Origin of the sequence: Caballeronia terrestris (genome assembly GCF_001544515.1) — a bacterium.
GTDB lineage: Bacteria > Pseudomonadota > Gammaproteobacteria > Burkholderiales > Burkholderiaceae > Caballeronia > Caballeronia terrestris.
This window is the reverse complement of the sequence record NZ_FCOL02000002.1, coordinates 20702-47374: the sequence shown is the minus strand read 5'-3', so window position 1 is coordinate 47374 and position 26673 is coordinate 20702. Positions and strand designations below refer to the sequence as shown.

Here is a 26673-nt window from a genome sequence, read left to right as displayed (position 1 = left end):
GGGCGTCGTCGTGCGTCGTGCGTAGCGCGGCGTCGCCGGGGCTCATGGCCTGACGGGTTCCGGCGCTTCGCGCGCCGGAACCCGTTTTCGTTGGGAGTAGCCGCTCCGGCGTCGAGTGCCGGCCGCCGTCTCGATACGGAGACGGTTCCCCGGCGCGGGACAGCCGCGCGGATGCGCATGTTCGCGCGTATGCCTCTCTTTCTGGACGGCTGAGGAATCTTCCAGGACGCGTCAAACCCGGCTCTGCCCGGCGCCAGGTGCTTCTGGCGAAGGTGTGGAACCGGCCCGGAACTTGCGTTGGCCGTATGCGTTTTTGCGCCCGCAAAGACGCCAGGCCGGGCCGCCGCCCGGTCATATAATAATCATGACGGAGACTGAGAATGACAAGAATTCCAAGGCTTCCATGGATGACGGCGTTCGTCGCACTGAGCGCGGTCGCGCTCACCGCCTGCAGCGATAGCGATGACAACAACAACAGCGCCCCAGCGAACAACACGCTGCCGAACTTCATCGCGGGATCGGTGAAGACGCAGACCTACGACGGCAACACCGACGACCTGCTGACCGCCGGCCTCGGCAAGACGGGCCTCGCCTCCGCGACGCCGCCGACGATCGCGAGCCCCGCGCAGCCGACCGCCGCCGAACTGCGGCGTCTGGCGATCTATTCGAACTACCGCGCGCTCGTCGACATGTCGGCGAACGGCGGCTACGGCCGTTTCTGGGGGCCGAACGTCGACCTGAACGGCAACGACACGCTCGGCGAGGGCAAGATCGCCGGCAAGGAATACCTCGCCTTCGCCGACGACGGCAGCGGCACGAAGAACGTGAGCCTGCTCGTGCAGATTCCTGCGAGCTTCAATCCGGACCAGCCGTGCATCGTCACGGCGACGTCGTCGGGCTCGCGCGGCGTGTACGGCGCGATCTCCGCGGCGGGCGAGTGGGGCCTGAAGCGCGGCTGCGCGGTCGCCTACACCGACAAGGGCAGCGGCAACGGCGCGCACGAACTCGCGACGAACATCGTGACGCTGATCGACGGTACGCTGGCGGGCGCCAACGCCGCGGGCAAGTCGAGCGTTTTCACGGCGAACCTCGGTTCGGCCTCTGCATCGACGTTCAACACGAATTTCTCGAACCGCTACGCGTTCAAGCACGCGCACTCGCAGCAGAATCCTGAGAAGGACTGGGGCAACAACACGCTGCAGGCGATCCAGTTCGCGTACTGGGCGCTCAACGATTCGTACGGCACGCTCGACGGCACCACACGCAAGGTCCGCTATGGCAAAGGCAGCATCACGACGATCGCGGCCTCGGTGAGCAACGGCGGCGGCGCGTCGCTCGCGGCAGCCGAGCAGGACACCGACGGCTGGATCACGGCGGTCGTCGTCGGCGAGCCGCAGATCAACCTGAACCTGCCGTCGCAGGTGTCGGTGAGGCAGGGTGGCGTGGCGGTCGGCGCGTTCGGCTCGCCGCTCGCCGACTACACGACGCTCGCGAACCTGCTGCAGCCATGCGCCGCGCTCGCGACCGCCGCGGCCGGGTCGCCGTATCTCTCGGCGCTGCCGCTCGTGACGACCAACGCGATCCGCACGGCGCGCTGCGCGTCGCTCGCGGCGAGCGGGCTCGTCTCCGGCGGCGACACGCGGAGCCAGGCCAACGACGCGCTCGACAAGCTCCATCAGGCGGGCTACCAGTCCGATTCCGACACGCTGCAGGCGCCGATGTGGGATTCGCAGGCAGTGCCGGCGGTCGCGGTGACGTATGCGAATGCCTATATGCAGGCGAGCGTCGCCGACAACCTGTGCAACTTCAGCTTCGGCACGACCAACCCGCTGACCGGCGCGGCCGGCCTCACGCCGCTCGTCTCGCCGATGCTCACCGTGTTCGGCAACGGCAACGGCGTGCCGCCGACCAATGGCGTCAATCTCGTGTACAACGCGGGGACGTCGGGCGCGGCGGATCATCGTCTGGCGACCGCCGACGCGAGCTTTGCGGGCGCGGTCTGCATGCGCACGCTCTGGACGACGGGCAATCCGACGATGGCGGCGAACGTGAACGCGATCCGCGTGAAGGCGAACCTGCGCGGCAAGCCCGCGATCATCGTGCAGGGACGCGCCGACGCGCTTGTGCCGATCAACCATGCGTCGCGTCCGTACCTCGGCGCGAACCAGGTGGCGGAAGGCAAGTCGAGCCAGCTTTCGCTCTACGAGATCACGAACGGGCAGCATTTCGATGCGTTCCTGAGCGTCGCGGGTTTCGATACGCGATTCATTCCCCTGCACTACTACAACATCCAGGCGCTGAACCTGATGTGGAGCCATCTGAAGAACGGCGCGGCGCTGCCGCCGTCGCAGGTGGTGCATACGACGCCGCGCGGCGGCACACCCGGCTCGGCGCCCGCGCTGACGACGGCCAATCTGCCGGCGATTTCGGCGAATCCGGGCGGCGATGCGATCAACGCGGCGGGTGGCGCGGTGAACGTGCCGAACTGATCCGCTGCTGGGTCGCAACCTGAAGAAAGCCGTTCGCCCTTTGCGGGGCGAACGGCTTTTTCGCTTTTGGATCGGCGGGCGCATCGCCTCTCGCGCGTTGCGCCCGCCGTGCTCACGGAGTATCGATTCTGCTTCGGCGCCGCCTAGAAGCGGTGACGCAAACCGACTGTCGCCGCGACCTGGCTGTTCGACGACGATGCGCTCAAGCCGTTGACCGCCGCGGTGACGCCGGAATCGCCCGTGTCGCTGACGTGCTGATACACGCCTTGCAGATAGACGTCGGTGCGTTTCGAGAGCGCGTAGGCCGTCTGCAGGCTCACCTGGTTCCACTTGGGACTGACGCCGTCAATGCGGCCGTCCGTGAACGTGTAGGCGCCCGACAGCGTCCACGCGGGTGTCAGGCTGTAGCGGCCGTTCACTTCGTAGTTGGTGAAGCGCGCGCTTCCGTCGGTGAGGACGAGGCCGTTCGTCGTGCCCGACGCCGATGCGCCGATGCCCGTCGCGTCGTCGAGGCGCGTCTGCGTGAAGACGAAGCCCGCCTGCGCCGCGCCGAACGCATAGCTGATGCCCGCGCCGAAGGTGCGCTGGCGGCCGGCGGTGAAGGTGGCGTCGTCGCTGACGGCGCCGCTCGAATTGAGCGTCGCGCCTGAGTTGTTCAACTGCAAGTAGCCGGCCGCTACGTTCAGCGGGCCGTAGTTGTACGACGCGCCGACGCTGTACGCGCGGTTCGTCGCGAAGTCGCCCGCGTCGTTTGAGAAGCCATACAGGCCGCCGAACTTGAAGCCGCCGTAGTTCAGGCTCTGGTACTTGACCGAGTTGCTGACGCGGAAGGAGTTGTCGAGGTTGTCGTTGTCGAACGGGTGGGCCGCCTGCGTGCCGCCGTATTGCGTGCCGGTCAGCGCGAGCGGGCCGAGATAGTCGACCACGGAATCATACTGGCGGCCGAGTGTGACGCTACCAGCACGATCGCTCGACAACCCGACGAACGCATGGCGTCCGAACTCGCGGCTGTTCTGGCCGAGCTTGCCGTTCGTGATGTTGAAGCCGTTTTCCAACGTGAAGATCGCCTTCAGGCCGCCGCCGAGATCTTCCGCACCGCGCAGGCCCCAGCGGCTGCCGTTGACCGCGCCGCTCGTCGCCTGGAAGTTGTGGGCGCCGCCCTGGTTGTTCGTGTAGGTGAGGCCTGCGTCGATCAGGCCGTAGAGCGTGACGCTGCTTTGCGCGTGAGCGGCGCCAGCCACCGTGCCGAGCACGCCGAGCGCCAAGAGGGATTTCTTCATTGCTGTTCTCCGAAATTGCAGGTGGGTCAGCCGGACGGGGCGAGGTGTGGTGTCGCCCGCGCATCCGGCGTCCGGTCGAAAAGTCGACGCGCATCGACCGGAGGCCGCATTAGAACGCAGGGCGGCGCGCGGGCCGTGGGGCGTGCGCCACACGGCGGATTACGGCGCGTTGCGGTGTTACTTCGGAGCGAAACGGAGGAGGGAAGCGAAGCGCCCGCCCGCGCCGGCGGCGCGACGGATCAGCGAAGGTGCTATCGACACGCGGGCGTAACCGGCGTCATGCTCGGTCATGCGCGGGAAGATTTAAGAACAGTTCTGGCTGTGGCGCGGTGCTCACTGCGTCGGCGACGACGCCGGCACCGGGGCAGACGCGGCCATCGCGCCGGACGCATGGATCGCCGTTGCGGCGGCCGCCGGCGCCTGCACGACGATCGGCGTCGGCGTGAGTTCGGGCGAGTTCAGGATCAGCGATGGCGCGAGTGCCTCGCTCTTGATGTTTTCGCCGGGAATCGGCGAACTGCGCGGCACCGTGCGCAGGTAGTGGTTCATCAGCGTGAAGAAGCGGTCGTAGAACTTGCCCGCTGGGACCGTTTCGCTGGAGATCTTGACCATCGCGTCGCTGTTCGAGCGGATCGGCAGCGACAGCGAGCCGAGCACGCTCAGACCCACGCTCGCGGAGGTGTCGCTTTTCTTGAGCGCGTAGCCGTCCTGCACGGCGTTCACGTAGGCGATGCTCGTGTTGGTCGTGTTCTCGCCGGGCGTGCACACGACATGGAACGACACGACGACGTGCGTCTCCGGTGCCGGCTGGAAGTTCTTGTTGGCATCGACGGTGTCGGGCTGGACCATCGTCGTCATGAAGCCTTGCGAAAGCAGCGCGCGGCGGGCGGCTTCGCAGGTTTCCTTCGTCGGGGCCTCGAAGTTGCGTGCGTACGGGCTCGGACCGGTGCTGAACATCTCCTGCTGGTAGCTGGGCGTCGGCGTGGCCTTGCCGCCGCAGGCGGCGAGGGCGATCAGGGGGAGGCCGAGGAGGAGGAATCGGGTGCGCATGAGAGTGGAAAGCGAGTGACGTCGGCGGGGGTAGATTGTAGTGCCTGCGACAGGGTGGACGTAAAAGCGGGGAGGACGAAAAGGAGAGGTCCGTCGCCGCGCATTTAGTGTCGAGATTCATCTAACTTTGCATCACGAGTTTTGATGCGGCTAGGCGTTGCGACTGGATGTCCCGCTTCTTTCGTTCGCTTGAGCTAGAGGTGTGAAAGGACTAGCACTGCGGGCCTCGTTGTTGTTGTTCGTTGTTGAACATGCCAGAGTGCATCAGCGCCTGCACCTCGGATAACCTCAGCCACAAGAACTGATCGTCATCTGCGATCGCCGTGATCTCGACGATCCGGTAGTCTGTCGTCGTGCGATAGAACCTGCCGCCTTCATCGACTGACGTACGTGGGCACGAATGACACCCTGCGTTGCCGGCTCTGTCGGGCGACGAAAAAAGGTCGGCCCCAGTTCTACACCCCTGACGAGACCCGGCTCCCACCGCGGGCAGAATGCGAACTCCAGGACGCCGTCCCGGCTCCGGCACAACAGTTCGACAACCTGCTCCTCCAGCGTATGGAGGATCGGCTGATCCCATTCGGGCGCCTCGCGTGCTGCGCAATGAACCCGAACATGGCGCAGGGCGACCGTGCCATTGGACATAGTGACAGAATCGTTTGCGGCAAAGGCCCATCCGTCCAGATGCTCGATGGGCCGACGCCCCGCCGTGGGCGCCCCTTGCTTCAGGCGGTCGAGCCGAGTATCTGATTCCAGAAGGATCCGAGGTCTCGCCTCGCTATCGAGGGAACGCCGGAGAGTCCGACCAAAGTCAGTTCGGCCGGCGACTCCGCGCCCATACAGCGTGCGCCAATCCATACAGCAAAGAACGGATCGCGCATCCGTATTGACCAGAAGATCGACTGAAAGAAGTGTCTTGAAGAGTTCGAGCGAAATCCAGCGATGCAGGGAGTCGTCGACATCAACGTCATCGACGACGAAGATGTTCCGATCGAGCTTGCCCAAGAAGCGACTGCCCTGTTCGCTTTGCAGCGTATCGCTCAGAACGTCGCTAGCCACATCATCGAAATATTCAGAAAAGGGGGGTGAATCGCCACCATGGACCCGGTCACGGTTGCTGGCCGTCGCGTTGGTGCCAGTTGGACAATGCCGACATTGCCGGGTTCTGCCTTGGCATGCACGAGCAGGTCCAGCCTGTCACCGCGTGGACGTGCAATGAAGCGGAGCGTTCCAATTTCGCGCTGTTCAATAAAATGGCTGACCATGTCGAGAAGCGGCTTTTCCAGATAGCGCTCCAAAACGACCGCGTGTTCCAGTTGAGCGCGTCTCACGGTGGATGGATGGGGCCGCTGAGATTTGCATTGGCCACGATGCGCGTACGGGTCAGAGACTCTGGCAGCAGGCGGAATTGGCCGAGTGCCGTCAAACGGATCCAAAGGTCGAAATCGCTCAGCTGCGCTCGCCACACCAGACGGCAGGAGAAGGCAATTGCCAATATCAAAGAAGTGCCTGAGCCAACTGGCTTGCAACCGCTCTTTGGTAGTGAATAGCCCGTCGGCCCACGTTCCGGTGGCGGGTTGCCCAGCTTCGCCAATGAGCTCCCCGGCAGTAAAGCATGCAGACAAAGTCGAATCCCCTTCCGTTGCACGAATTTGCAACGCTAACTTTGTCGGTTGCCACTCATCGTCCGAATTTTGGAATGCGATATAGGGTCCGCGTGCATGGTTCAATGCCAAGTTGCGCGGATGCACGGCCCGATTGACAGGCAGTCATGTAAGCTTTATGCGGGAGGCCTTAATGGAAGCCACGACGTCCGGCGTGCCGTCGCTCGAGCCGTAATCGACCACAATCAGCTCCGGACCCGAAAGTCTGATCAAGAACCGTTGAAACCGCCGTCGCCACGAACGACTGGTGATTGTAGGCGGCCATGGCGACAGGAGACCGCTGGCCGGCGAGAGAAGAAATGCAGAGGTCGACATGAAGATGCGTCGCGCCCGTGGCGTTTGAGCTGTGCGGCCATGCGAATCGCCATTGCCGAGTACCTCGTTATACAATGCAAAAAGGATGAGCGAATGTAGCCGAACCGCCCCTTGACTTCCGGAGACCCTTGTAGTATGGCGCCAAGTTAAGGCCCGAGGTGGCGGCTTCACAAGGACTCCCCATCGTGACGCAACCTGTACCGCTACTTCAGGCCGATGCTGGGGAGGGTCCGTTGTCTGGGCAGACCCGACGTTCAAATGTCCGTGCGAAAGGGTGCACCAATATCCGCAGATAACCAAAAGCCGCCCAAGTCGATGACTTGAGTCCGAGCGTCTGAAGTGGAAAGCACGCATTCGAATTTTCGAAGGCGTTGCATCAAGATCGGGCAGAGCTTCGCATAGCCGGACTCGCCGAGCCGCGCTAATCAGATAATCCGCTGAACCAGGGCGAATCGAGCAAGCCTTCAGCGTTGCCACGCCGCGAGTTGAGACAACACAGGCGCTGGCCGGCCGTCTCTCGACGCCTGCCGGCATTCGTCACCCCGGTTCGGCTCAAATCGTTCTTGAGTACGCGCTTTACAAACGCATGCATTCAAGTGGACGAGCACAGCGCTCGGTCTTTTGCTACCAGAGGCGTTCAAGCAGCCTCCTACCGATACAGCAGGCGTACGATTGACTATCGATGCGAGAAATCTGATAGCTTTTCTGGCTGGTTGTCGAAATTCGTCAGACTTTGAACAATGCGTGACGAGGAGGCGGGGCTTTTCGGGCATCCTGCCCAGCCAATTTTGAATTGAGGGATAATCTAACCTTGAAGAACCTCTATCCGATTCAGGGAAGCTTCAACTTTTGCTTGCAAGTTTTATGCCTCCGCTGCGTCGTCCTTTCAAGTCCTGAGACTGGCAGCACACAGCCCGTGGCTATCCTGCGAGGCTTTTCCGGCCACTAGATGGCTGTGTTCTATTGTGCCGGTGCCTGTGTTTTTCCGTGTAAGCCGGATAAGTCGGAAGGAGTTGACGCGGCACAGAGCATGGTGCAATAAACTTGGTCAGCTCGCATCGACCTCCCTCCGCTTCGTAGCTGCTGGCGGCCCGTTAAGCATGACATCACGTCGTTCGAGTAACTTTGTCACCTAGACTTCGGCAACGAAGTGGTATCAAAAAATCTTGCATCAAACGACTATTCATCGTCGAGCTTTTTTTACCTCACCATTATTGTTGGAATGGTAAGCTGTGCCCCTGTCTTTTCGAGACATGCAGATGGTTACAGATATGCACCCAATGCCACAAACGACTGACAGAAAGACATTCTTTGTGACAGGTGCGAGCGGCTTCATCGGTACGGCCCTCGTGCGTCGGCTGCGCGCAAACGGCCACAACGTTCGCTGTGCAGTCCGCAGCGCGACTGGCGACGCCTCGGAAATTGAATGCCGACTGGACTCGTCGCCAGAAACCTGGGTTGCTGCGCTCAGCGGTGTTGACGGCGTGTTCCATCTCGCGTGGTCGACGTCTCCCCGAAGCGCAAACGCCTCTCCGCTCGCTGATCTCACGACGAATCTCGTCGGTACGGTCGGCCTCCTTGAAGCGATGCGTGTTTCCGCAAGCGGACCCATCGTCCTGGCATCTTCCGGGGGAACGGTGTACGGCGCACCGACCCGCTTGCCTGTCTCCGAGAACCACGCTTTGAATCCGTTGGGCGTCTATGGGGCGTCAAAGGTTTCCGCGGAAACCTATGCGATGGTCTACCGGAGGCAGTTCGGTATCGACGCACGGATTCTTCGATTTAGCAACCCGTACGGACCGGGTCAAAATGTGGACGGCCAATTGGGTGCTGCATCGATATTTGCATATCGTGCGTTATCGAATCTGCCGATCAATATTTGGGGTGATGGTTTTGTCGTTCGTGATTATGTCTATATAGAAGATACAATTGACGCGATGCTCGCGACGATGAGCGCAGCTAGGGAAACGTTTCGCGATATCGATCCGATCATCAACATTGGTTCGGGACAAGGAGTCTCTCTCCGGAAAATCATCCAAGTTATCGAAGAGATACTTGCGCGGCCAGTCGAGGTGAACTATCAGCCAGCGCGAGCTTTTGACGTGCCCGTCAGTGTGCTTGACGTGTCATTGGCTAAACATTTACTCAACTGGCATCCAAAAACATCTTTCGAATTTGGAATGCAAAGGACCCTGCGCCACCTTATGTTGACTTCTTCTTCGATGCCGCCGGTTCCGTCCGTCCAACACACATTGAGTCACATGACCTCCCTGTTTCAAAACGATATCGCAAAAGAGCGCTCAAGTTGAATTTCAGCAAATTTGGTCTCTGACGACGTTGGCACTGACGCGATGCACAGCGGGTTGCTGCCCTCCGCGCAAAAGCTACCAAGAACAGAGTAGGCAAGTGCGCGGAGCGCAAAATTGGGGTCGTGATGACAGCCAGAATCGGCCAAGCTAGTGCAGTAAGCCTTTAACCGCCTTGTTACAAACTTCATAAGTGAAATGGCAACTTCTTCCCGTGCGAACAACTCGCGAGTCTTTGGCTTAGACTTGTTGCGCGCCTGTGCCGTGTTGTCCGTGGTCATTGGTCACACGTTAGATCACGGGGCGCCCGCAAACTGGATAGTTCGATACGTTGCACCGCAAGCTGTCACGGGTGTCGAACTGTTTTATGTATTGAGCGGTTTCTTGATTGGACATATCTTGATTCGATCGGTGCAGGCAGGAAAGCTGCATTCTAAGCATGACATTATCGACTTTTGGAAACGTCGGTGGGCCCGTACCTTGCCGGCCTATGTTTTTTTTCTCCTTCTTTACCTCCGATTCGATTACCACGGGCCGGCTGATCTAACAAAAGTCTGGCCGTTTTTTCTTTTTTTACAGAATCTCGCGTGGCCTACCTTACCCTTCTTCACTCACTCGTGGAGCTTGGCGGTCGAGGAGTGGTTCTATCTGCTGTTGCCACTGACCTTCCTCGGCTTCGTAAAGTTGTTCAAGACCTCAGGTAAGTCAATTCTCGCCACTGCATTGGTGTTTATTTTTATACCGCTGGTAGCACGGGTCGTGTTTTCGGTTGAGGCAGAAGAATGGGCCGGTTTCGACTCGTTCGTGCGATCGATTGTAATCTGCAGACTTGACTCACTATTTATTGGCGTCCTGCTTGCCTATGTTCGGATAAACCATCCAGAAACGTTCAATCGAATCGCGAACTTCTGGCCCGTCGGATTGTTGGCACTCGTGGGTCTCGTAACCTATTTGTCTATTGGCGTGCCATACCTGGAAAAAAGCCGGCTGATAAGGATCGCGTTCTTTCCACTGTTTTCGGTGAGTATCGCGTTCGTCATTCCCGCGCTGATACGACTTGAGTCAACCGGACTGAAGTTACTGGATGTGGCAATCACCCACACCAGCAAAGTCTCCTATTCGCTTTATTTAGGGCATATTTCCATGCTCACATTGCTTCTGGCAATAATGGACAAGTTGGGTTGGTCCGCAAAAGACGGGTGGAGCACATTGCTTATGTATTTCAGTCTCGCGATCTTCTATTTCGCCTTCGCGACACTGACCTACGAGTTTGTCGAACAACCGTATATCCGGCTCCGAGATCGCCTCTTAGGTCATTCCGATGAGCGAAGCGGCAACTTCGCGGTGAACTCAACGAGCAATACGCCGCGCGACAGAAAAAATCCGGATGCAAGAATAAAACCTGAGACAGTCTGAACATGCACAGGGCTGTCAGACTGGAGACATACCGCGGTAAGTACAACGTCTGATAACAGCCTTTTTTTATTATCGACTTTAACAATGGTTAAGCATAAGATTTTCTGCTATTAATCATTGTCGCTAATGCGAGAGAAAGTGGCATCTCGCCTATGGAGGGAACGAAAATGACAAGTTCGACTTGGGAAGATATGATCTCCCTAAATTCGTACGCTGATGTTTCTTCTCAAATCATCGGGTCGGCGGCAACGTATGCTGCCGAAGATCAGGGTAGCGTCGAGTGGGATCGTGAGCGCTTTCCATTAGAACGCGCCCTTGCATTGGACAATTCGCCGCTGCCTTCGACGGAGCAGCGCGAAGGCTATTATGGCAATGACCATTTTGCTTACTGGGCATCTGGTATGCGCGATTACTGTCAGCTCTTGGAATGGATCGAATCCCACGAGGTTGCGACGCAGACCATTCTTGATATCGGGTGTGCAACCGGACGCTTAATACGTCATGCCCAGGCAAACAACGAATTCGATGAAGTCATTGGTTGCGACATCAATCGCGCGCACGTCGACTGGATTACGCGCCATCTAGACACAAAAATCAAAGTTTTTCAAAACACGAGTATTCCCTCTTTGCAACTGCCGGATGCTAGCATCGATGTTGTAACCGCCTTTTCTGTTTTTACGCACGTAGAATGTTTTGACACAACCTGGCTCATGGAACTCAGGCGTATCTTGCGTCCAGGTGGTATTGCGTGGCTTACGATCCACAACCAGCGTACTTGGCAGGAAATGAAACCCACATGGCCGATTTATGCTGCCCTGAATGCGCACCCTGATTTTGCCGATAAAAAAAATAATAAAGAGTTGCCGTCAGATCGTACGGTATTTCGGTGGCATTCCGAGAGATCTTACAGTGCGAATGTCTTCTACAGGGATGAATACATTCGTAGGGTTTGGGGGAGGATACTTACATACGTCGACAGCTTCCCCGCATTACCGCCTTTTCAGCAGCTTGTCGTCCTTAGAAAAGAGTAGGTAAGCCCGACGATGTGGCAAGTCACCCCGATGCGCTATTCCGAATCCGCCGATTTTTTAGTAGTATGCCTACGATACAATTTTTGTTATGAGTCTTCTCAGGAATCGCCGACGTAAAATCGATGCAGCCGTTGTGAGTGAGCCAACGCAAGATATCAACTATGAGATCATCCGGGATTCTAAGTACTTCGACAGCGCGTGGTATAAGCTCGCGAATCCAGATGTAGCCAATAGTTGCGACGATCCGATAGCGCACTATCTCGAGTATGGCTGGAAAGAAGGACGCGCTCCAAGTCCAAATTTCGACGGTAAATGGTATCTGGAGCATTATCCAGACGTTGCCGAAAGCGGCGCCAACCCCCTCGTTCATTTTCTCTGCCACGGTATGCAAGAAGGGCGCTTTCCCCTCAGCGAACTTGCGTTCGACGTGACCATTGAATCTAAGGAGACTGACGACACACGTGAGAGCGAGTTGCAAGAGGACTTCGAGACTGTCGACCAATCGGGCATGTTCGACCCGACCTACTATGCATCTACCAATCCTGACGTTCCTAGCTCGGGCGGCGAACCATTGTGGCATTACATTCGCGATGGCTGGCGCGAAGGCCGACGACCAAGTGTTTTTTTTGACAGTGCCTGGTATCTTCGCGAATATACCGATGTCGCAAAGGCCGAAGTCAATCCTCTTGTACACTTTATTCGGGAAGGGCAGCCAGAAGGTCGCTCCCCGCACGCTCTATTCGACATTAATTGGTATGTCCAAAAGTCCGAGCTCAAAGGATTCGCTGATCAAGCGACATATCAACGTTATCTAAAAGTAGATTTAGCAAAGGGTGTCCCGCCAATTCCTGAACTTGCTCATATCTATTCATGCAGCACGAAGCAGGGAGACGCTTTTATCGACTTCTATGCTCAATTTGTGTTGACGTCAAACGACTGGCTAGAAAGAGTTGGAAGAAGAAAATTCGTGATACTTCTAGCGCTTTTTTCTCCCTTTGCAACGGTTTCGGAGTCGGTGGCGGCGCAAGGTCTCGATATACTTGACAAGCTATTGTATGTCCTTCGTGAAGGGATGTTCGCCGACCTAGACATCGGCCCATTATTCGACTGCGCATTTTACAGAGAAGCATGTCGGCAGCGTGGAAAAGAACTGAGCGTTGGCTGCAGCGCGCTGTTAGATTTTCTGATCGATGGTTTCGATCAGCGAATAGTGCCGACCAAAGCTTTTGATGAAGCTTGGTACTGCATTACGAACCGCGATATCGACGAAAACTTCATTTGGCCATACGAGCATTTTGTCAGATGGGGCATATTTGAGGGTCGTAAGGCTAAGGCAACTTTCGACATAGTCCTCGCGCCCCAGTTTTCCACGAAAGAGCAAGATGTCGATAGGAACCTCTATCGCTGGAAGGCATTCTTCGCGGCAAATTCGGTCTCGAGCGACGATCAATTCGCATCCTATTTTTTCTATAAGAGAAAGATTGACCATATTCTCTCGGCGACCATTACTGCCGAGATTGCACGTCGACTCGTGAAAATTGAGCCGGCTATCGGCGATATTGCGGACATCAAGGAAGTGCTTGTGCCGCCTTTGTTCGATTACCGTGAGACGGCACGAAAGGCGTTGCGTGAACGCATCGGAGCGAAGCATTACGAGACAATCATATGTGTTCCGTGGATCCGAACCGGCGGCGCCGACCTTGTCTCATGCCAGCTAAGCGAAGCGATTTTGAAAATCGCCCGCCAAAAATCAATTCTCATTCTCCGGACAGATCAGCCCCATTTTGAACGCCCCGACTGGGTTCCCGTTGGTGTTGATGTCGCAGATGTTTCGGATGTATTTTCTACGGTAGAGCCAATACACTCGCAGCTACTACTCTACGGCTTATTGCTGGGACTCGCACCGCAGCGCGTAATAAATGTGAATAGCCGACTATGCTGGGATACGTTCGTCCGTTTCGGCGCGCGGCTGAACAACGCCATAAACCTGTACTCGTACTTATTTTGCTGGGATCGAACGCCAACCGGAGCGTTAGTTGGGTATCCGAGTGAATATTTTCCGGAAACCGCGCACCTGCTTGCAGCAACATTCACAGACACCGTCTATCTGCGCGAGCAATTAAGGGAGATTTACAACTTACCCGACACGGTAGCGAGTAAGGTTGTTCCGCTGTTTTCGCCATCGCGAGGCATACGACCGGACGTGGTCGCTGCTGAACAAAGCGCTCTAAGGCATCGCGGCAGGGAGCGCGCACGCGTCCTATGGGCTGGACGCCTAGATAGGCAGAAGCGGTTCGACTTGGTTCAGGACATCGCGCACCAGATGCCGGATGTGGATTTTATCTGCTGGGGAAAATCGCTGCTTGACGCGGGGCCTGATCTTACACACTCCCCGCAAAATCTACTTTTGCACGACTCGTTCAGAACTTACGACGAATTGCCTCTAAATGATTCAGACCTATGGTTATTCACCTCGGAGTGGGAGGGGATGCCAACGATTTTGATCGAGTTGGGCCTTCAGGGTATTTCGATTGTTGCAAGTTCGGTCGGGGGAGTTCCCGAGCTCATCGACAACGAGACAGGTTGGCCGGTCGAGGATTTTTCAAACGTACAAGCTTATGTCGATGCAATTCGCGAAGCACTCGGCAATCCCGCGGAGCGTATTCAGAGAGCCAAACGATTACAAGATCGTGCGTCAAATCGCCATAGTATGGACTCTTACGTTACACAGCTAAAAGACATATTCGACCGAGAACGCTTAAAATGATACACATTTCTGCGGTTATCACCGGCCATCGGGAAGGGCTATTAAGTGGACCGTCTATCACGAGTTTTCGCGAATCGATAAGTCATGCGCGCGAGCGCGGACTGAACGTGGAGCCTCTGATCGTACTCGACCGGTCCGATCAATTGACACGCTCAATGTTTGAGAATGTCATTGGAGATGATTCGCGCGTAATCACCACCGATTTCGGCGATCCTGCACTCGCGCGAAATCACGGTGCCGAGCAGGCGAAAGGAGAGTTTGTGACGTTTCTTGACGCTGACGATCTTTGGAGTTTTAATTGGCTCACTGCAGCGTACGAGTATTATTCGCTTCTAGGGCGAGACGTTGTCCTCCATTCGGAATTAAACATTATTTTTGGAAACGAGCGTTTGTTTTGGCTTCACGCGGATTCTGAACAAAAAGACTTTGATCGAGACTATTTGCAAATTGGAAACTATTGGGATGCACTTTCCTTTGCACCGCGCCAGACATACCTCAAGACTCCGTTTCGAAAGAATGAGTTACTTCTGGGTTATGGTCACGAAGATTGGCACTGGAACTGCATGACGCTCGCAGAAGGATATGCGCACAAACCGGTACCGGGGACGATTCACGTCAAACGACGTCGCCACGGTTCACAAAGTGCGCGGGCTAATAGCAGTGACGTAGTCCCTTGGCCGACCGAACTCGTCCGGTTTTGACGGGCAGAACGGTCTTTATGAGCATATTGATTCATATGCCGGGCGTTCAAATTTTTCCCAGAGCATCGTATAGCGTCGTCGGAACTTTCGTTGCTTATATTGGACGGCGTCCATATAGCACGCCAACCGTCCAATCGGGAACAACCGAGTGAACATTGATCGCTTCCGTCTTCGGAAAATGCAGCCCGCGACATTTTCTTGGAGACGCCATTTAACTTATGTCCAAGGGGATAAATTACTGTTCAGCAGGATCTTTAGTCGATGCACCCTGCAGTTTGCCGACGGTCCAATAATGAACAAGCGGGTGGACCCCATTCGCTTGTGCCTCAGGAAACTGCGTCCAATACCACGTGGGGTCAAACAATGGATGCCCGCGACGCCCTTCTTGACCGCCGCATTCGACGTAGTGTTGGAGTGGATCGACTCCTGCAGCAGCAACGTCAGGATACCTATTTAAGTAGAAATCCGCGTCGAACAAGCCTGAGTCGAGAATCGTCTGTCGGTTTGTTGCGCGAGTCGCTATTAAAGCCTTCTCCATCTGCGCTTTAAGCTCTACAATGAGCTTTTCTTTTTCATTCACAGCCGCCACATGGAGTTGCCATTGGTGCTCAAGCCAACCCTTTCCTTCAATCAAGTGATCGATGTACGATCGAAGTTCAGAAATCATTTTGTGGCAGTTACGTATTTCCGTTGCCGCTTCGTTATTGCTCGACCACAACGCTGCAGAAGATTCGATCAAAGCCTGGCTAGCTTCAGCCATTTGTGTGGGATGTGACGACATGCTCTTTGCCAAAGTCGCAATCGCAGTCTGCCGCATATGCAACTGATTTTTGCTCATTGACTGATCGTGCAAACGATAAAAGGCAAGCCGCTGTGCACAAAAGATTGTGTCATATCCCGCGACGACCAGACGAATCCACAAATCCCAGTCACAGCACCCGCCCAGTGTGATGTCAAAGCCGCCAATCTGCTTGACGGCGGAAGTCCGGGCAAGTACCGCGCCCGGCGGAAAGTATCCTCCAACAAGCAGCGAAGGCAGAATATTTCCATTCAACTGCGCGCGCGATTCGGCGACACTATATCCGTCTGCGACTTTCCCTTTGGAATCGACGTGGGTTATATCGCAATACGCGAGACCGTGTTGTGGGCGTTCACGTAACGCGTCGACAAGAGTTTCGATCATTGTAGGCGCCCACCAGTCGTCGGCATCAAGGAAGGCCAGAAACTCTCCTTGCGAGGCGTCGATTGCGGTATTGCGGGCAGCGGCAACCCCAGCGTTCGACTGGTTAATCAACTTAATGCGCTGGTCGTTGATACGGCTCACGATCGAAGAGGGGTCTTCTGTAGAACCGTCATTGACCAGAATGACCTCAATATCTTCCAACGTCTGAGCAAGTGCGCTCGTTAAACATTGTTCCAAATAATTAATCTGGTTGAAAAAAGGCACAATTATCGAGGTAACAGGCATGTTTATCAAAAAAAGTTAGTGAATCATCTGCTGCCTACCCAAAGTTAAAACGTCCGGCAGGAAACAGTCGAAAATCCGTGTTGTGCGAGATTTATCCAGGATATTTAATTTGATGCCACCACCATTAGTTTTAAGTTTTGTCAGATTTGCTTAGCAAATTCGACGAGTGAGGCAAACCGCCCGAGCCGATATGACCGTAGGCTGCGAATCCATGCACCCACTTCTGTGCGTTTCTATCATGACAACAATACCCCAAATTGCCTCGTCGATGAACAAGAAAGGCACTGTCCATCGAGTCTCAGACCCGGATTTTGACCGGCACCTCCAAACGTGCGCACCACGCAAGCGCTTGAGCGTTGCCAAGAACCGTCCTTCGACGTTTCGGCATGTCCAAAACGATTGCGGAAGCGGAAATCAGTGTATGGCTTGATTCGTCAGAGTTTCGACGGATGGCGTCCGATCAACCGCTTGCCGATGCAAGCGTAACGATGGAAGGGTTGAGCTCGAAGACTGAACCTAGATGAAAACGGCCGAACCTTTCGCACGGGGTATTTGTGAAGCGCATTGGCTGGGGAAAATCAGGTACGCTGCTTTATCAGCGCTGCAACACGCGTCGCCCGTATCGATAACTACGATTTTAATCGTAGCAATTATTCGCGTTCAGTTTTGCAAGGGACGATCAAAAAAGGCGTCATGTTTTACTTCGCTGCGCCTCAGGACGAGGGTGCCGACCAATGTCGGCTCGCTTTAAGACTACGATCCAGGTTGGAAGCGTGTTTCGACGCGCAACTGCGTTTGCTCAGAAATCGTTACCAAGACCAGCGTAAGCGCCGCTTCTTAAAAAATCGGAGCGAGGTCGTTGGTAATGCTCTGGCAAAAGTCGAAATACTGTTTATCGAAATGCGCGCCTTTATCGTTTTTTCGGATGATCACTTGATAACTCAAGTGCAGCAATTCATATCGACCGTGAATGACGGTAAGGAATCCATCTATCGCATCCTTGGGCACTAGCGTTCTGTCCAAGGACTGGTGTTCCCAAAGATAGTCGTCGAAGATCATCACACCCCCGATCTTCAGCTTGTTCCATGTCATCGTTGCATCTTGAAGGACGTTGAAGCCCAGATGTAGACCGTCTATGTACACAACGTCAAATGGACCGGGAATGGCAGGGAGCATGTCTTCGCTTTTGCCGCGATGCATCACGACACGATCTCGGTGAGCTCGAACACTTTCATTGAATCGTTCGTAGATTGGGCCGACCCAAGGATCGACGCAGTGAATTTTGCTTTCATGCCCGGTTAGAACATTATCGAGCAGCCAGCACGTAGCTCTTCCTTCAAATGATCCGATTTCGAGGACCTGGATGCTTGGCTGACCTACGAACGATTTGAGGGATGTTTCCCACGCCGGAATCGAATTTGAAAACCAGTCTTGGGTGAACGCCATTCGGATCTCCTCATCATTGGTCCGGACACGCGGATTATATAACACTATTTTCCCTGATTTCATCAGACGTTATAATCATTGCGGTAACAGGGGAGGAGGGTTACATCATCTCATTACGTCGGAATCAGCGACGAACGAACGAGGGTGAAAGATGAAGCGGCGCAATGACGCTTGCGCTCGTTCGCACCGAGGTAAATGGCCGGATAGCGCGAGCGTCCGATTCGTCGATTCAAGATCGTTGAAAATAACATGACTCCGCAGGCGTATTGGTCCAGCGCCTGTCCGCGTTGCTTACTTAGGGAGCGGTGTTCACCCGACGATTATCGCCCCGACGATGTGAGCACAAACAGGTGGTGGGAGGCGTACACCTTGAAGATGCCTTCAAAGCATATGAAACGGAGTTGGCCACGCCGACTGATCGCCGAGATCAGGTTCAGGACGCGGTTGAGTGCGTCCGTCAGGTTCTCTTCGACGTCTTCCTGCTTCCTTTGTCGGCTTTATCGCCTGCTCAGGCCCCGAGCGTTCCACTTATCCGACCGGGTGAATCTGCGCGGCCACCTCTGTTCAACGTTGGATGAACAACGTTGAACGTTCGATAAGTTTCGACATTTGCTGAATGGAACCTCATTCCCTTCTTGAAATTGTCAAACCTTATCCATATAATTGGCACTCACCGCACGAGAGTGCTAACAAGTTTGCCGTCCGGTGGCCCTAAGCCGCCGGTACGGGTTTTCCCGCGTTTCTTCAGTCTCAATCAAGAGAGGAGTGTGTATGAACCTTCGTCCTTTGCACGATCGCGTCATCGTCAAACGTCTGGATCAGGAAACCAAGACTGCCTCGGGCCTCATCATCCCCGACGCGGCAGCCGAAAAGCCGGATCAAGGCGAAATCCTGGCCGTCGGCCCGGGCAAGCGCGATGACAAGGGTACGCAGAACGCCCTCGACGTCAAAGTGGGCGACCGCGTGCTGTTCGGTAAGTACGCCGGCCAGACCGTCAAGGTCGACGGGCAGGAACTGCTCGTGATGCGCGAAGAAGACATCATGGCCGTCCTGGTCAAGTAACTACTCTATTAGTACGTTCGGCCCAAAGCGCTCCCCGTGCGATCGACACCGCTCTCGCCGCAGCGCTCAAAAAGCCGATAAAACTGAAACGAATCAAGGAGTTTCGATATGGCAGCTAAAGAAGTCGTATTTGGCGATTCCGCACGCGCAAAGATGGTCGAAGGCGTGAACATCCTGGCTAACGCAGTCCGGGTCACGCTGGGTCCGAAGGGCCGCAACGTCGTGCTCGAGCGCAGCTTCGGCGGCCCGACGGTCACGAAGGACGGTGTCTCGGTCGCGAAGGAAATCGAACTGAAGGACAAGCTCCAGAACATGGGCGCGCAAATGGTCAAGGAAGTCGCTTCCAAGACCAGCGACAACGCCGGCGACGGCACCACGACGGCTACGGTCCTCGCCCAGTCCATCGTTCGCGAAGGCATGAAGTACGTCGCTTCGGGCATGAACCCGATGGACCTGAAGCGCGGCATCGACAAAGCTGTCACCGCCGCGATCGAAGAACTTCGCAAGATCAGCAAGCCCTGCACGACGAACAAGGAAATCGCTCAGGTCGGCGCGATCTCGGCGAACAGCGATTCGTCGATCGGCGACCGCATCGCTGAAGCGATGGACAAGGTCGGCAAGGAAGGCGTGATCACGGTGGAAGACGGCAAGTCGCTGGAAGACGAGCTGGACGTCGTGGAGGGCATGCAGTTCGACCGCGGCTACCTGTCGCCGTACTTCATCAACAACCCGGACAAGCAAGTCGCGCTGCTCGAAAACCCGTACGTGCTGCTGCACGACAAGAAGGTGTCGAACATTCGTGACCTCCTCCCGATACTGGAACAAGTCGCGAAGGCTGGCCGTCCGCTGCTGATCATCGCTGAAGACGTCGAAGGCGAAGCGCTGGCTACGCTGGTCGTGAACAACATCCGCGGCATCCTGAAGACGGTTGCCGTCAAGGCTCCGGGCTTCGGCGACCGTCGCAAGGCGATGCTCGAAGACATCGCGATCCTGACGGGCGGCCAAGTTATCGCCGAGGAAACCGGCCTGACGCTCGAAAAGGCGACGCTGGCTGAACTGGGCCAGGCAAAGCGCATCGAAGTGGGCAAGGAAAACACGACGATCATCGACGGCGCAGGCGAAGCCGGTACGATTGAAGCTCGCGTGAAGCAAGTTCGCACGCAAATCGAAGAAGCAACGTCGGACTACGACCGTGAAAAGCTGCAAGAGCGCGTGGCGAAGCTGGCCGGCGGCGTGGCAGTGATCAAGGTCGGCGCTGCGACCGAAGTCGAGATGAAGGAAAAGAAGGCACGCGTCGAAGACGCCCTGCACGCAACGCGCGCAGCGGTGGAAGAAGGCATCGTGGCTGGCGGCGGCGTTGCGCTGATCCGCGCTCGCAAGGCCATCGAAGGCCTGAAGGGCCTGAACCCCGATCAGGACGCAGGCATCAAGATCGTGCTGCGCGCGATGGAAGAGCCGCTGCGCCAGATCGTCACGAACGGCGGCGAAGAAGCCAGCGTCGTGGTGGCTGCAGTTGCAGCCGGTGAAGGCAACTACGGCTACAACGCGGCAACCGGCGAGTACGTCGATCTGGTCGACGCCGGTGTGGTCGATCCGACGAAGGTGACGCGCACGGCACTGCAAAACGCGGCATCGGTGGCAGGCCTACTGCTGACGACCGACTGCGCAGTCGCCGAACTGCCGAAGGAAGATGGTCCGATGGGCGGCGGTATGCCCGGCGGCATGGGCGGCATGGGCATGGACATGTAAGACTGGCTCGCGCCGGTTTGCATGGACGGCGCGGGTTTCATGTTTCCTGAAACCCGCGCCAGTCGAAAAAAAACCCACAGCGATGTGGGTTTTTTTTGCGCGAACGGTTTTACTTCGACTGCGCGCGCATCTGTTCGGCGACTGCCTTGTAGTCGTAGGTCGGATAGAACTCGGTCTTGTAGCCGCCCCACGCGGTGTTCTCGATCGCGCGGTTCACCTCACGCAGGCGATCGGCCGGCACGCGCAGCGTGACCACCTGGCCGATGCCCATCATCACGTACCACGACACCACCTCTACGCCCGGCGGCGGAAACGCCTTGAAGTAGCCTTGCTCCTTCAACTGCTCGTTGATTTTCGGCAGCGGCTTCGACTGGTCGTGTTTCAGGAAAATCGTCAGGAGAAAGGTGCCGTCGCCAGCGGGCGTGGCGTTGGGCGGCGGCTCCGTTTGTGCCGCTACGGGAAACGCGGCGCCCAGCATTGCGACGCAACGCAAAGCTCCGATCCACCTGCGCATCGAACCCTCCTCAACGGATAAATCGAAACGTTACTTGTGGTGCAGCCGCAAGCGTTCCATCAGATGCAATGCGTTCGGCTGCGCGGCGCCCGCGGCGGTGTTGTCGAAGACGCACCACACTTGCGCGCCTTTCTTCGAGCGCTGTTGCAGCGTGCGGGCGAGTTCATCGAGATAGGTGTAGTCGTACGACGATTTGTACAACTCGGGCGAGCCGTGCAGCCGAACGTACACGAGCGACGCATCCGCGCGATGCCCGATCTCGCAATCGTCGGGGATCGGGTCGGCATCGACGTAGGCGATGTGCGCCGACTTCAGCAGCGCCGCCGCCTCGGTCGAAAACCAGCTCGGATGACGCGCCTCGAACGCGACGGGCAACGGTGTGCGGTCGCGCAACGCGGTGAAAAACGCCTGCGCGACCTCCGCTTCGAACGCGAGACTCGGCGGCAACTGCACGAGCCAGCAGCCGAGCCTGTCGCCCAGTTGGCCTGCTGCCGTGATGAACTCGTCGATCAACACCTCGCAGCCGACGAGCCGCGCATCGTGCGTGATCGCCTTCGGCACTTTCACCGAAAATCGAAACGACGCGGGCACGCTCAACGCCCAGCTGGCGTAAGTGTCCGCGCGATGCGGCTTATAAAAGCTGGAGTTGATTTCGACGCAGGTCAGCACCTGCGCGTAGCGGTCGAGGTGCGAGCCTTCGCCCGGAAAGTGGGAGCCGGCGGCGCTTGTCAAACCCCAGCCCGCGCAGCCGACGCGAATCGCGCCTTGTTGAATCGCCTTGTGAAGGTGGGGCAGTCGATACGGCATGCGCTCTCAACGCCTCATCGTGGTCGGGTTAATGACGCGCCTCGCCGGGCGCGGAGGGCGGCGGCACTTCAGCGATGGCATCGGGGGCGGCGCCGTCTGCTCCGTCTTCCGCGGTTTCGTCCATGTCGTTCGAGCGCGCCCAGAAAAAGCGATCCGGCAGATACGCACCCATGCCGGGACGGAACGCGGCGCGCGTCGCCTGGAACAGATACTCCTGCGCCTCGCGCGCGGCTTCGGCCGGCTCCTGGCCGTTCGCGAGCAGCGCCGCGATCGCCGAGCCGAGCGTGTCGGTCAGACCCATCACGCGATTCGGGCCGCGGTCCCACAAATCCTGTCGCACCTGGCCTTCCTCGCTGTACAGCGTGTTGACGTGCCGATGCGTGCCTGTTTCCGTCGCGAGGATGTATTCGCAGCCCTGTGCCAGCAAGTGGGAAATCGCGGCGTCGAGCGTCGGCGCTTCGGCGTCGCCGTCCGGCTGCGCGAGTTGCAGCAGCGTGGCGTGATCGGCTACCAGCATGGTCGTTTGCGGCACGAGCAGATCGGCGAGTGATTCGCGCAGTTCGTCGGCGGAAAGCACGTGTTCATCGTCGAGGGTGAAATCGGGGGCGAGGATCAGCGGGATGTCGTCGTAATCCGCGACCACTTCCGCGATCGCGCTCACGACTTCCGCGCGCGTCGCCGCACCGATCTTGAAGGCGGCGATCGGCATGTCCTCCAGCAACATGCGCGCCTGGGTCGCGACCGTGTCGGGATCGAGGCCGGTGACTTCGTCGGTGGTGGCGGAATCGCGCACCGTGTAGCCCGTCAGCACGGAGACGCCGTGGCAGCCCATGCTCGCGAGCGTCAGCAAGTCCGCTTGCAGGCCGAAGCCGCCGGTCGGATCGGAGAGGCCAAAGGTGAGAACGATCGGAGGTGTGTCGCTGGGCATCGCAAAAGCAGGCATGGAGTAGGAAAAGCGCAAAAAAGCGGATGATGCAGGCGTGGCGAACGGTTGCGCGCACCACGGCCAAAACGGTGCAAACGGTTCGATTATGCGGCCTAATGACACGAGACGGGGCGCGACCGGGGTATGTTTGCGTACATTTCTCCGAGGATATGACAATCGGCCAAATGCCTGCATGCGCCACGCCGCGGCCTTCAACGCGCGGTATGATTTCGCGCGTTGCACCGCGTACTTGCGGCAGACCCTTGGCCGCAGGTCAAGCCCGTTTGCTAGGCATCGCGGCGGCAACACGGTACCATCATGTCCTTAATTTCAACCGACCATTCGACTCGGCATAAGCATGGAATACAGAAGCTGGATGTGCCTGATCTGCGGCTGGATCTACGACGAAGAAGCCGGCCTGCCCGAAGAGGGAATCGTGCCGGGCACGCGCTGGGAGGACGTTCCGATCAACTGGACCTGTCCCGAGTGCGGAGCCCGCAAGGAAGACTTCGAGATGGTCCAGATCTGAGCCGGTATTGCGAGCCGGCATCGATGCCGCGCCGCATGACTTCACTGTCATGCGGCGCGTGTTTTTTGGCGTCGCGCTTTTGTTGCGATGATGGAAACGTTGACGGCCGCTGACGGCGAACGTTCCAACCCCATTCGATGCTTTTAGGCTTACGCTTCTAGTGTCGGCCCGTAGCCTGACGAAAGCGGGCCCCGAAAGCGAAGCGAGCGGGTACCGGCTGGCCTGATCGGTCCGGCTCAGCCATGATGCAGTTCAACCGCGTGCGGCGCGTGTATCCGCGAACCGGCAAACGAGCGCTTCCATGTCCATTCGACCCGACTTGCCCGATCTGTCCGCTGCGTTCGAAGCCTTGCCCAATCCGCGCGGCGGCTCGGTTCGCAGCGCCGAGATGGCGCTCACCGACGCGCTGCACGCCTTCCAGCGCCAGGGCGATTCGGCCGCGGCGCTCCGGCGCGCGATCAATGCGCTGCACGCGGCGGGGTGGCTGCCGGCGCAGCGCTTCGCGGAAACGCTGGCGCTCGTCGCGCCGCTCGGCGACGAAACCGAGGCCAACCGCGCGCGCATCGCCGAGACGCTGCGGGTGTTCGGCGCGGCGGTCGAGCGGCGCAATCTGCGCGAACTTGCCTGCTCGACGGTGCTCTTCGACCACTATCGCGCGCTGCATGCGCTTCTTGCCGCGCACACGCGCGTAACCCCCGTTTCCTTCGATGACCTCGCGCTCGCCGGCCGCGCGATCCCGCCCGCGACGCTGCGCGCGATCGCGCCCGAGCGTCTCGCGCGGGTGCGGGCGCATTACGAGGAGTCGCTGCTGGCGCTGCTGCGCGCGCCGTCGAACAACGGCGAGGATGCGTTTTCGCGCCTCGACGCGTGTCTCTCCGACCTGACCGGCCCCGATCCCTACGATTTCTGGCGTCTAGCTTCGGCGGCGGTACGCGCGCTTCGCGAGCGCTCGAAAAGCACGCCGACCGATGCCCCTGCCGCCGACGCCCGCCGTCTCTACGCGCGTTTCAACCTGGTTTTGGCGGATCAGGCGCACGCATCGTCGTATGCGCCGAAGTCGCTCGTGCGCGCGACGCTTGCGCTCCTCTGGCGCGACTTCGCGCTCTTCGGCGCCGCGCCGGAAGATTCCGCCCAAGTCGATGTTCTGCGCGACTACGGCCTGACGGTCGCGTGGCACGTCGCGGCGACGCAGGCGTCGGAAACGGTATGGGAGCAGGGCGCGGCAGAGGCGGGCGAAGCCGCGACGCGCGATGCCGTCACGCGCGATCTCGGCGTGCTGCGCGTGAACGCGGCGGCCTACGAAGACTTTTTGCAGAGCGCGGAGGTGTCGATCGACGGGCTGGTCGAGCGGGGCGAAGCGGCGCGCGAATCGGGCAGCGCCGATACGGACGCCGCGCTCCACGCCGCCGATGCGTCGTATCGGCTGGGCGCGGCGGCCTGTTCGCTCGGGCTCGGCCACGTCGCGCTGCTCGCCGATACGCTCGGGCTCGCGTGGCGGCGCATCGCGTACGAATTCCAGACGCACACGCTCGATACCGCGATTCCCGGGCGCGCCGCCGAAACGCTGCGCTCGATGCTGCATCAGGCGGCGGCGGGCATTGCGCCGGCGGAGGGGCGCGGCTCGGTACTGTCGCTGATCGCGATGATCGAGCGGCAGACGGCGCTTTCTCGATAAACGCTAGCGCTCGGTTCTCGGCGTCTGCTTCACGACGTCATAGCGCGACAGCGTGAGCTTGCGCGCGACTTCGTGATCGACGATCGGCAAGGGGTAATCGGCGCCCAACGCGATTTTCGCGGCCTTCAGCGAGTCGGGTTTGGCCCGCCACGGTGCGTGAATGTCCTTGTCCGACAGCGTTGCCAGTTCCGATACGTAGTGGCGGATGAACTTGCCCGCGGCATCGAATTTCTCCGACTGCGTCACCGGATTGAAGATGCGGAAGTACGGCTGCGCATCGCAACCGCTCGACGCCGCCCACTGCCAGCCGCCATTGTTCGACGACAGTTCGAAGTCGTTCAGCAGCGCTTCGAAATAGGCTTCCCCACGCCGCCAGTCGATGCCGAGATCCTTCATCAGAAAGCTCGCGACTACCATTCGCAGACGGTTATGCATATACCCCGACTGGTTGATCTGGCGCATCGCGGCATCGACGAGCGGATAGCCCGTGCGGCCTTCGCACCACGCGGCGAAGTTCGCGTCGGCGTCGGCGCCGGTTTCCCACTTGATGCGGTCGTACTCCGGCTTGAACGCGCGATGATCGCCCGGCACGCCGACGTACGGAAAATGGTGCAGTACGGAAAAGTAAAAATCGCGCCAGATGAGTTCCGATAGCCACGTCTCGGCGCCGCGATTGCCGTGGCGCTGGGCGTCGTGAGCGGTGCGGGCGAGCGCGCGGATCGAGATCGTGCCGTGGCGCAGATGCACGCTCAGGTAGCTCGGACCTTTCACGGCGGGGAAGTCGCGCGTGCGGTGGTAGTCGATCATCCGGTCGCGGAAATTGTCGAAGAGTTCCAGCGCGCCGCTCGTGCCAGCAGGCAGCGCGGGCGCGTGCTCGGCGCCGAAACCGAGTGCGTCGAGTGCGGGAATCGCGTGCTTGACGTGCGACGGCGGAATCGTCAACGCGTCGAGATGATCCTCCGATGCGTATGGCTTCAGCGCATCCGGCGTCAGCGACGCGAGCCAGTTGCGTTTGTACGGAGTGAATACCGTGTACGGCTTGCCGGCGCCGGTGAGGACGTCGTCGTGATCGAAAACGGTCTGGTCCTTGAACGAGAAGAACGCGACGCCCGCGCCCGCAAGCTTCTGCGCGACCGCATCGTCGCGCGCCTTCGCCGACGGCTCGTAGTCGCGATTCGCGAACACCGCCTGGACACCGCATTCATCGCAAAGCTCGGTAATCTCCCGCAGCGGCACGCCGTGCCGCACGATCAGCCTGCCGCCCGCGTCCCGCAAGGCGCGATCGAGTTCGACGACGCTCGCGTGGATGAACGGCACGCGGCGATCGTTTTTCGGCAACGGCGCGAGGATTTCGCGGTCGAAAACGAACGCGCACAGGACCCGGCGGCAGCGTGTGAGCGCGTGATAGAGTGCAGCATGGTCTGCCACGCGCAGGTCACGCCGAAACCACACCAGTCCCAGATCAAAGTCGGCCATATC

19 protein-coding genes and 1 pseudogene are annotated in these 26673 nt (G+C 58.4%); 10 read left to right on the top strand and 10 right to left on the bottom strand.

Features of this window, described 5'->3' with window-relative positions:
• Positions 1-380: 380 nt before the first annotated feature.
• Positions 381-2489: a D-(-)-3-hydroxybutyrate oligomer hydrolase gene (locus AWB67_RS02010; RefSeq protein ID WP_087654574.1), complete on the top strand. Its 2109-nt coding sequence runs from the start codon at positions 381-383 to the stop codon at positions 2487-2489.
• A gap of 143 nt (positions 2490-2632) precedes the next feature.
• On the opposite strand, the gene AWB67_RS02005 is transcribed toward AWB67_RS02010, so the two are convergent.
• From AWB67_RS02005 to AWB67_RS43305, 4 genes and pseudogenes are all read right to left on the bottom strand, one after another.
• Positions 2633-3769 carry a porin gene (locus tag AWB67_RS02005; RefSeq protein ID WP_087654573.1) on the bottom strand — a complete coding sequence of 379 codons (1137 nt, stop codon included), beginning with the start codon at positions 3767-3769 and terminating at the stop codon, positions 2633-2635.
• Between the two features lie 333 nt (positions 3770-4102).
• Positions 4103-4819 carry a DUF2242 domain-containing protein gene (locus AWB67_RS02000; RefSeq protein WP_087654572.1) on the bottom strand — a complete coding sequence of 239 codons (717 nt, stop codon included), beginning with the start codon at positions 4817-4819 and terminating at the stop codon, positions 4103-4105.
• Positions 4820-5030: 211 nt separating this feature from the next.
• A complete protein-coding gene (locus AWB67_RS43310; RefSeq protein WP_374729797.1) occupies positions 5031-5147 on the bottom strand; it encodes a hypothetical protein in 117 nt (38 codons plus the stop codon).
• A pseudogene (locus tag AWB67_RS43305) lies at positions 5111-6549 on the bottom strand (NDP-hexose 2,3-dehydratase family protein); the annotation flags it as partial. The gene AWB67_RS43310 and the pseudogene AWB67_RS43305, both read right to left, overlap by 37 nt.
• Before the next feature lie 1508 nt (positions 6550-8057).
• Between AWB67_RS43305 and AWB67_RS01985 the strand changes: the two are divergent.
• The 5 genes from AWB67_RS01985 (at position 8058) to AWB67_RS01965 (ending at position 15019) form a co-directional block, all read left to right on the top strand.
• Entirely contained in the window at positions 8058-9107 is a 1050-nt protein-coding gene (locus tag AWB67_RS01985) for an NAD-dependent epimerase/dehydratase family protein (protein WP_159964773.1), read from the top strand.
• 195 nt (positions 9108-9302) lie between these two features.
• A complete protein-coding gene (locus tag AWB67_RS01980; protein ID WP_087654568.1) occupies positions 9303-10520 on the top strand; it encodes an acyltransferase family protein in 1218 nt (405 codons plus the stop codon).
• A gap of 167 nt (positions 10521-10687) precedes the next feature.
• A complete protein-coding gene (locus AWB67_RS01975) occupies positions 10688-11551 on the top strand; it encodes a class I SAM-dependent methyltransferase (RefSeq protein WP_159964771.1) in 864 nt (287 codons plus the stop codon).
• 133 nt (positions 11552-11684) lie between these two features.
• Complete coding sequence (locus AWB67_RS01970; RefSeq protein WP_235025006.1) at positions 11685-14318, top strand: glycosyltransferase family 4 protein; 2634 nt, start codon at positions 11685-11687, stop codon at positions 14316-14318.
• On the top strand, positions 14315-15019 hold the full coding sequence (locus AWB67_RS01965; RefSeq protein WP_087654565.1) for a glycosyltransferase: 705 nt from the start codon (positions 14315-14317) through the stop codon (positions 15017-15019). Before AWB67_RS01970 ends, AWB67_RS01965 begins: the two co-directional genes overlap by 4 nt.
• 235 nt (positions 15020-15254) lie before the next feature.
• Here the strand turns inward: AWB67_RS01965 and AWB67_RS01960 are convergent, their stop codons facing one another.
• Both AWB67_RS01960 and AWB67_RS01955 read right to left on the bottom strand, forming a co-directional pair.
• Complete coding sequence (locus AWB67_RS01960; protein ID WP_087654564.1) at positions 15255-16487, bottom strand: glycosyltransferase; 1233 nt, start codon at positions 16485-16487, stop codon at positions 15255-15257.
• Between the two features lie 837 nt (positions 16488-17324).
• Complete coding sequence (locus AWB67_RS01955; protein WP_159964769.1) at positions 17325-17933, bottom strand: class I SAM-dependent methyltransferase; 609 nt, start codon at positions 17931-17933, stop codon at positions 17325-17327.
• A gap of 771 nt (positions 17934-18704) precedes the next feature.
• Here AWB67_RS01955 and AWB67_RS01950 point away from each other — a divergent pair.
• Both AWB67_RS01950 and groL read left to right on the top strand, forming a co-directional pair.
• Complete coding sequence (locus AWB67_RS01950; protein WP_025527889.1) at positions 18705-18995, top strand: co-chaperone GroES; 291 nt, start codon at positions 18705-18707, stop codon at positions 18993-18995.
• Positions 18996-19103: 108 nt separating this feature from the next.
• Entirely contained in the window at positions 19104-20744 is a 1641-nt protein-coding gene (gene groL, locus AWB67_RS01945; protein WP_087654562.1) for a chaperonin GroEL, read from the top strand.
• Positions 20745-20853: 109 nt separating this feature from the next.
• Here groL and AWB67_RS01940 read toward each other — a convergent pair whose 3' ends face one another.
• From AWB67_RS01940 to thiD, 3 genes are read right to left on the bottom strand one after another with little or no spacing between them, the layout of a single operon-like run.
• Positions 20854-21258 (bottom strand): hypothetical protein, encoded by a 405-nt coding sequence (locus AWB67_RS01940; protein ID WP_374729794.1) that lies wholly within the window; start codon positions 21256-21258, stop codon positions 20854-20856.
• 30 nt (positions 21259-21288) lie between these two features.
• A complete protein-coding gene (locus AWB67_RS01935) occupies positions 21289-22065 on the bottom strand; it encodes a DUF72 domain-containing protein (RefSeq protein WP_087654560.1) in 777 nt (258 codons plus the stop codon).
• A gap of 28 nt (positions 22066-22093) precedes the next feature.
• A complete protein-coding gene (gene thiD / locus AWB67_RS01930) occupies positions 22094-22993 on the bottom strand; it encodes a bifunctional hydroxymethylpyrimidine kinase/phosphomethylpyrimidine kinase (RefSeq protein WP_087654801.1) in 900 nt (299 codons plus the stop codon).
• Positions 22994-23348: 355 nt separating this feature from the next.
• Here thiD and AWB67_RS01925 point away from each other — a divergent pair, with 355 nt between their 5' ends.
• Positions 23349-23519, top strand: a complete 171-nt coding sequence (locus AWB67_RS01925; RefSeq protein WP_087654559.1) for a rubredoxin — start codon at positions 23349-23351, stop codon at positions 23517-23519.
• 301 nt (positions 23520-23820) lie between these two features.
• Entirely contained in the window at positions 23821-25194 is a 1374-nt protein-coding gene (locus AWB67_RS01920) for a hypothetical protein (RefSeq protein WP_087654558.1), read from the top strand.
• A gap of 3 nt (positions 25195-25197) precedes the next feature.
• Here AWB67_RS01920 and AWB67_RS01915 read toward each other — a convergent pair whose 3' ends face one another.
• Positions 25198-26670, bottom strand: coding sequence for a cryptochrome/photolyase family protein (locus AWB67_RS01915; RefSeq protein WP_087654557.1), 1473 nt, complete (start codon positions 26668-26670; stop codon positions 25198-25200).
• Positions 26671-26673: the final 3 nt, after the last annotated feature.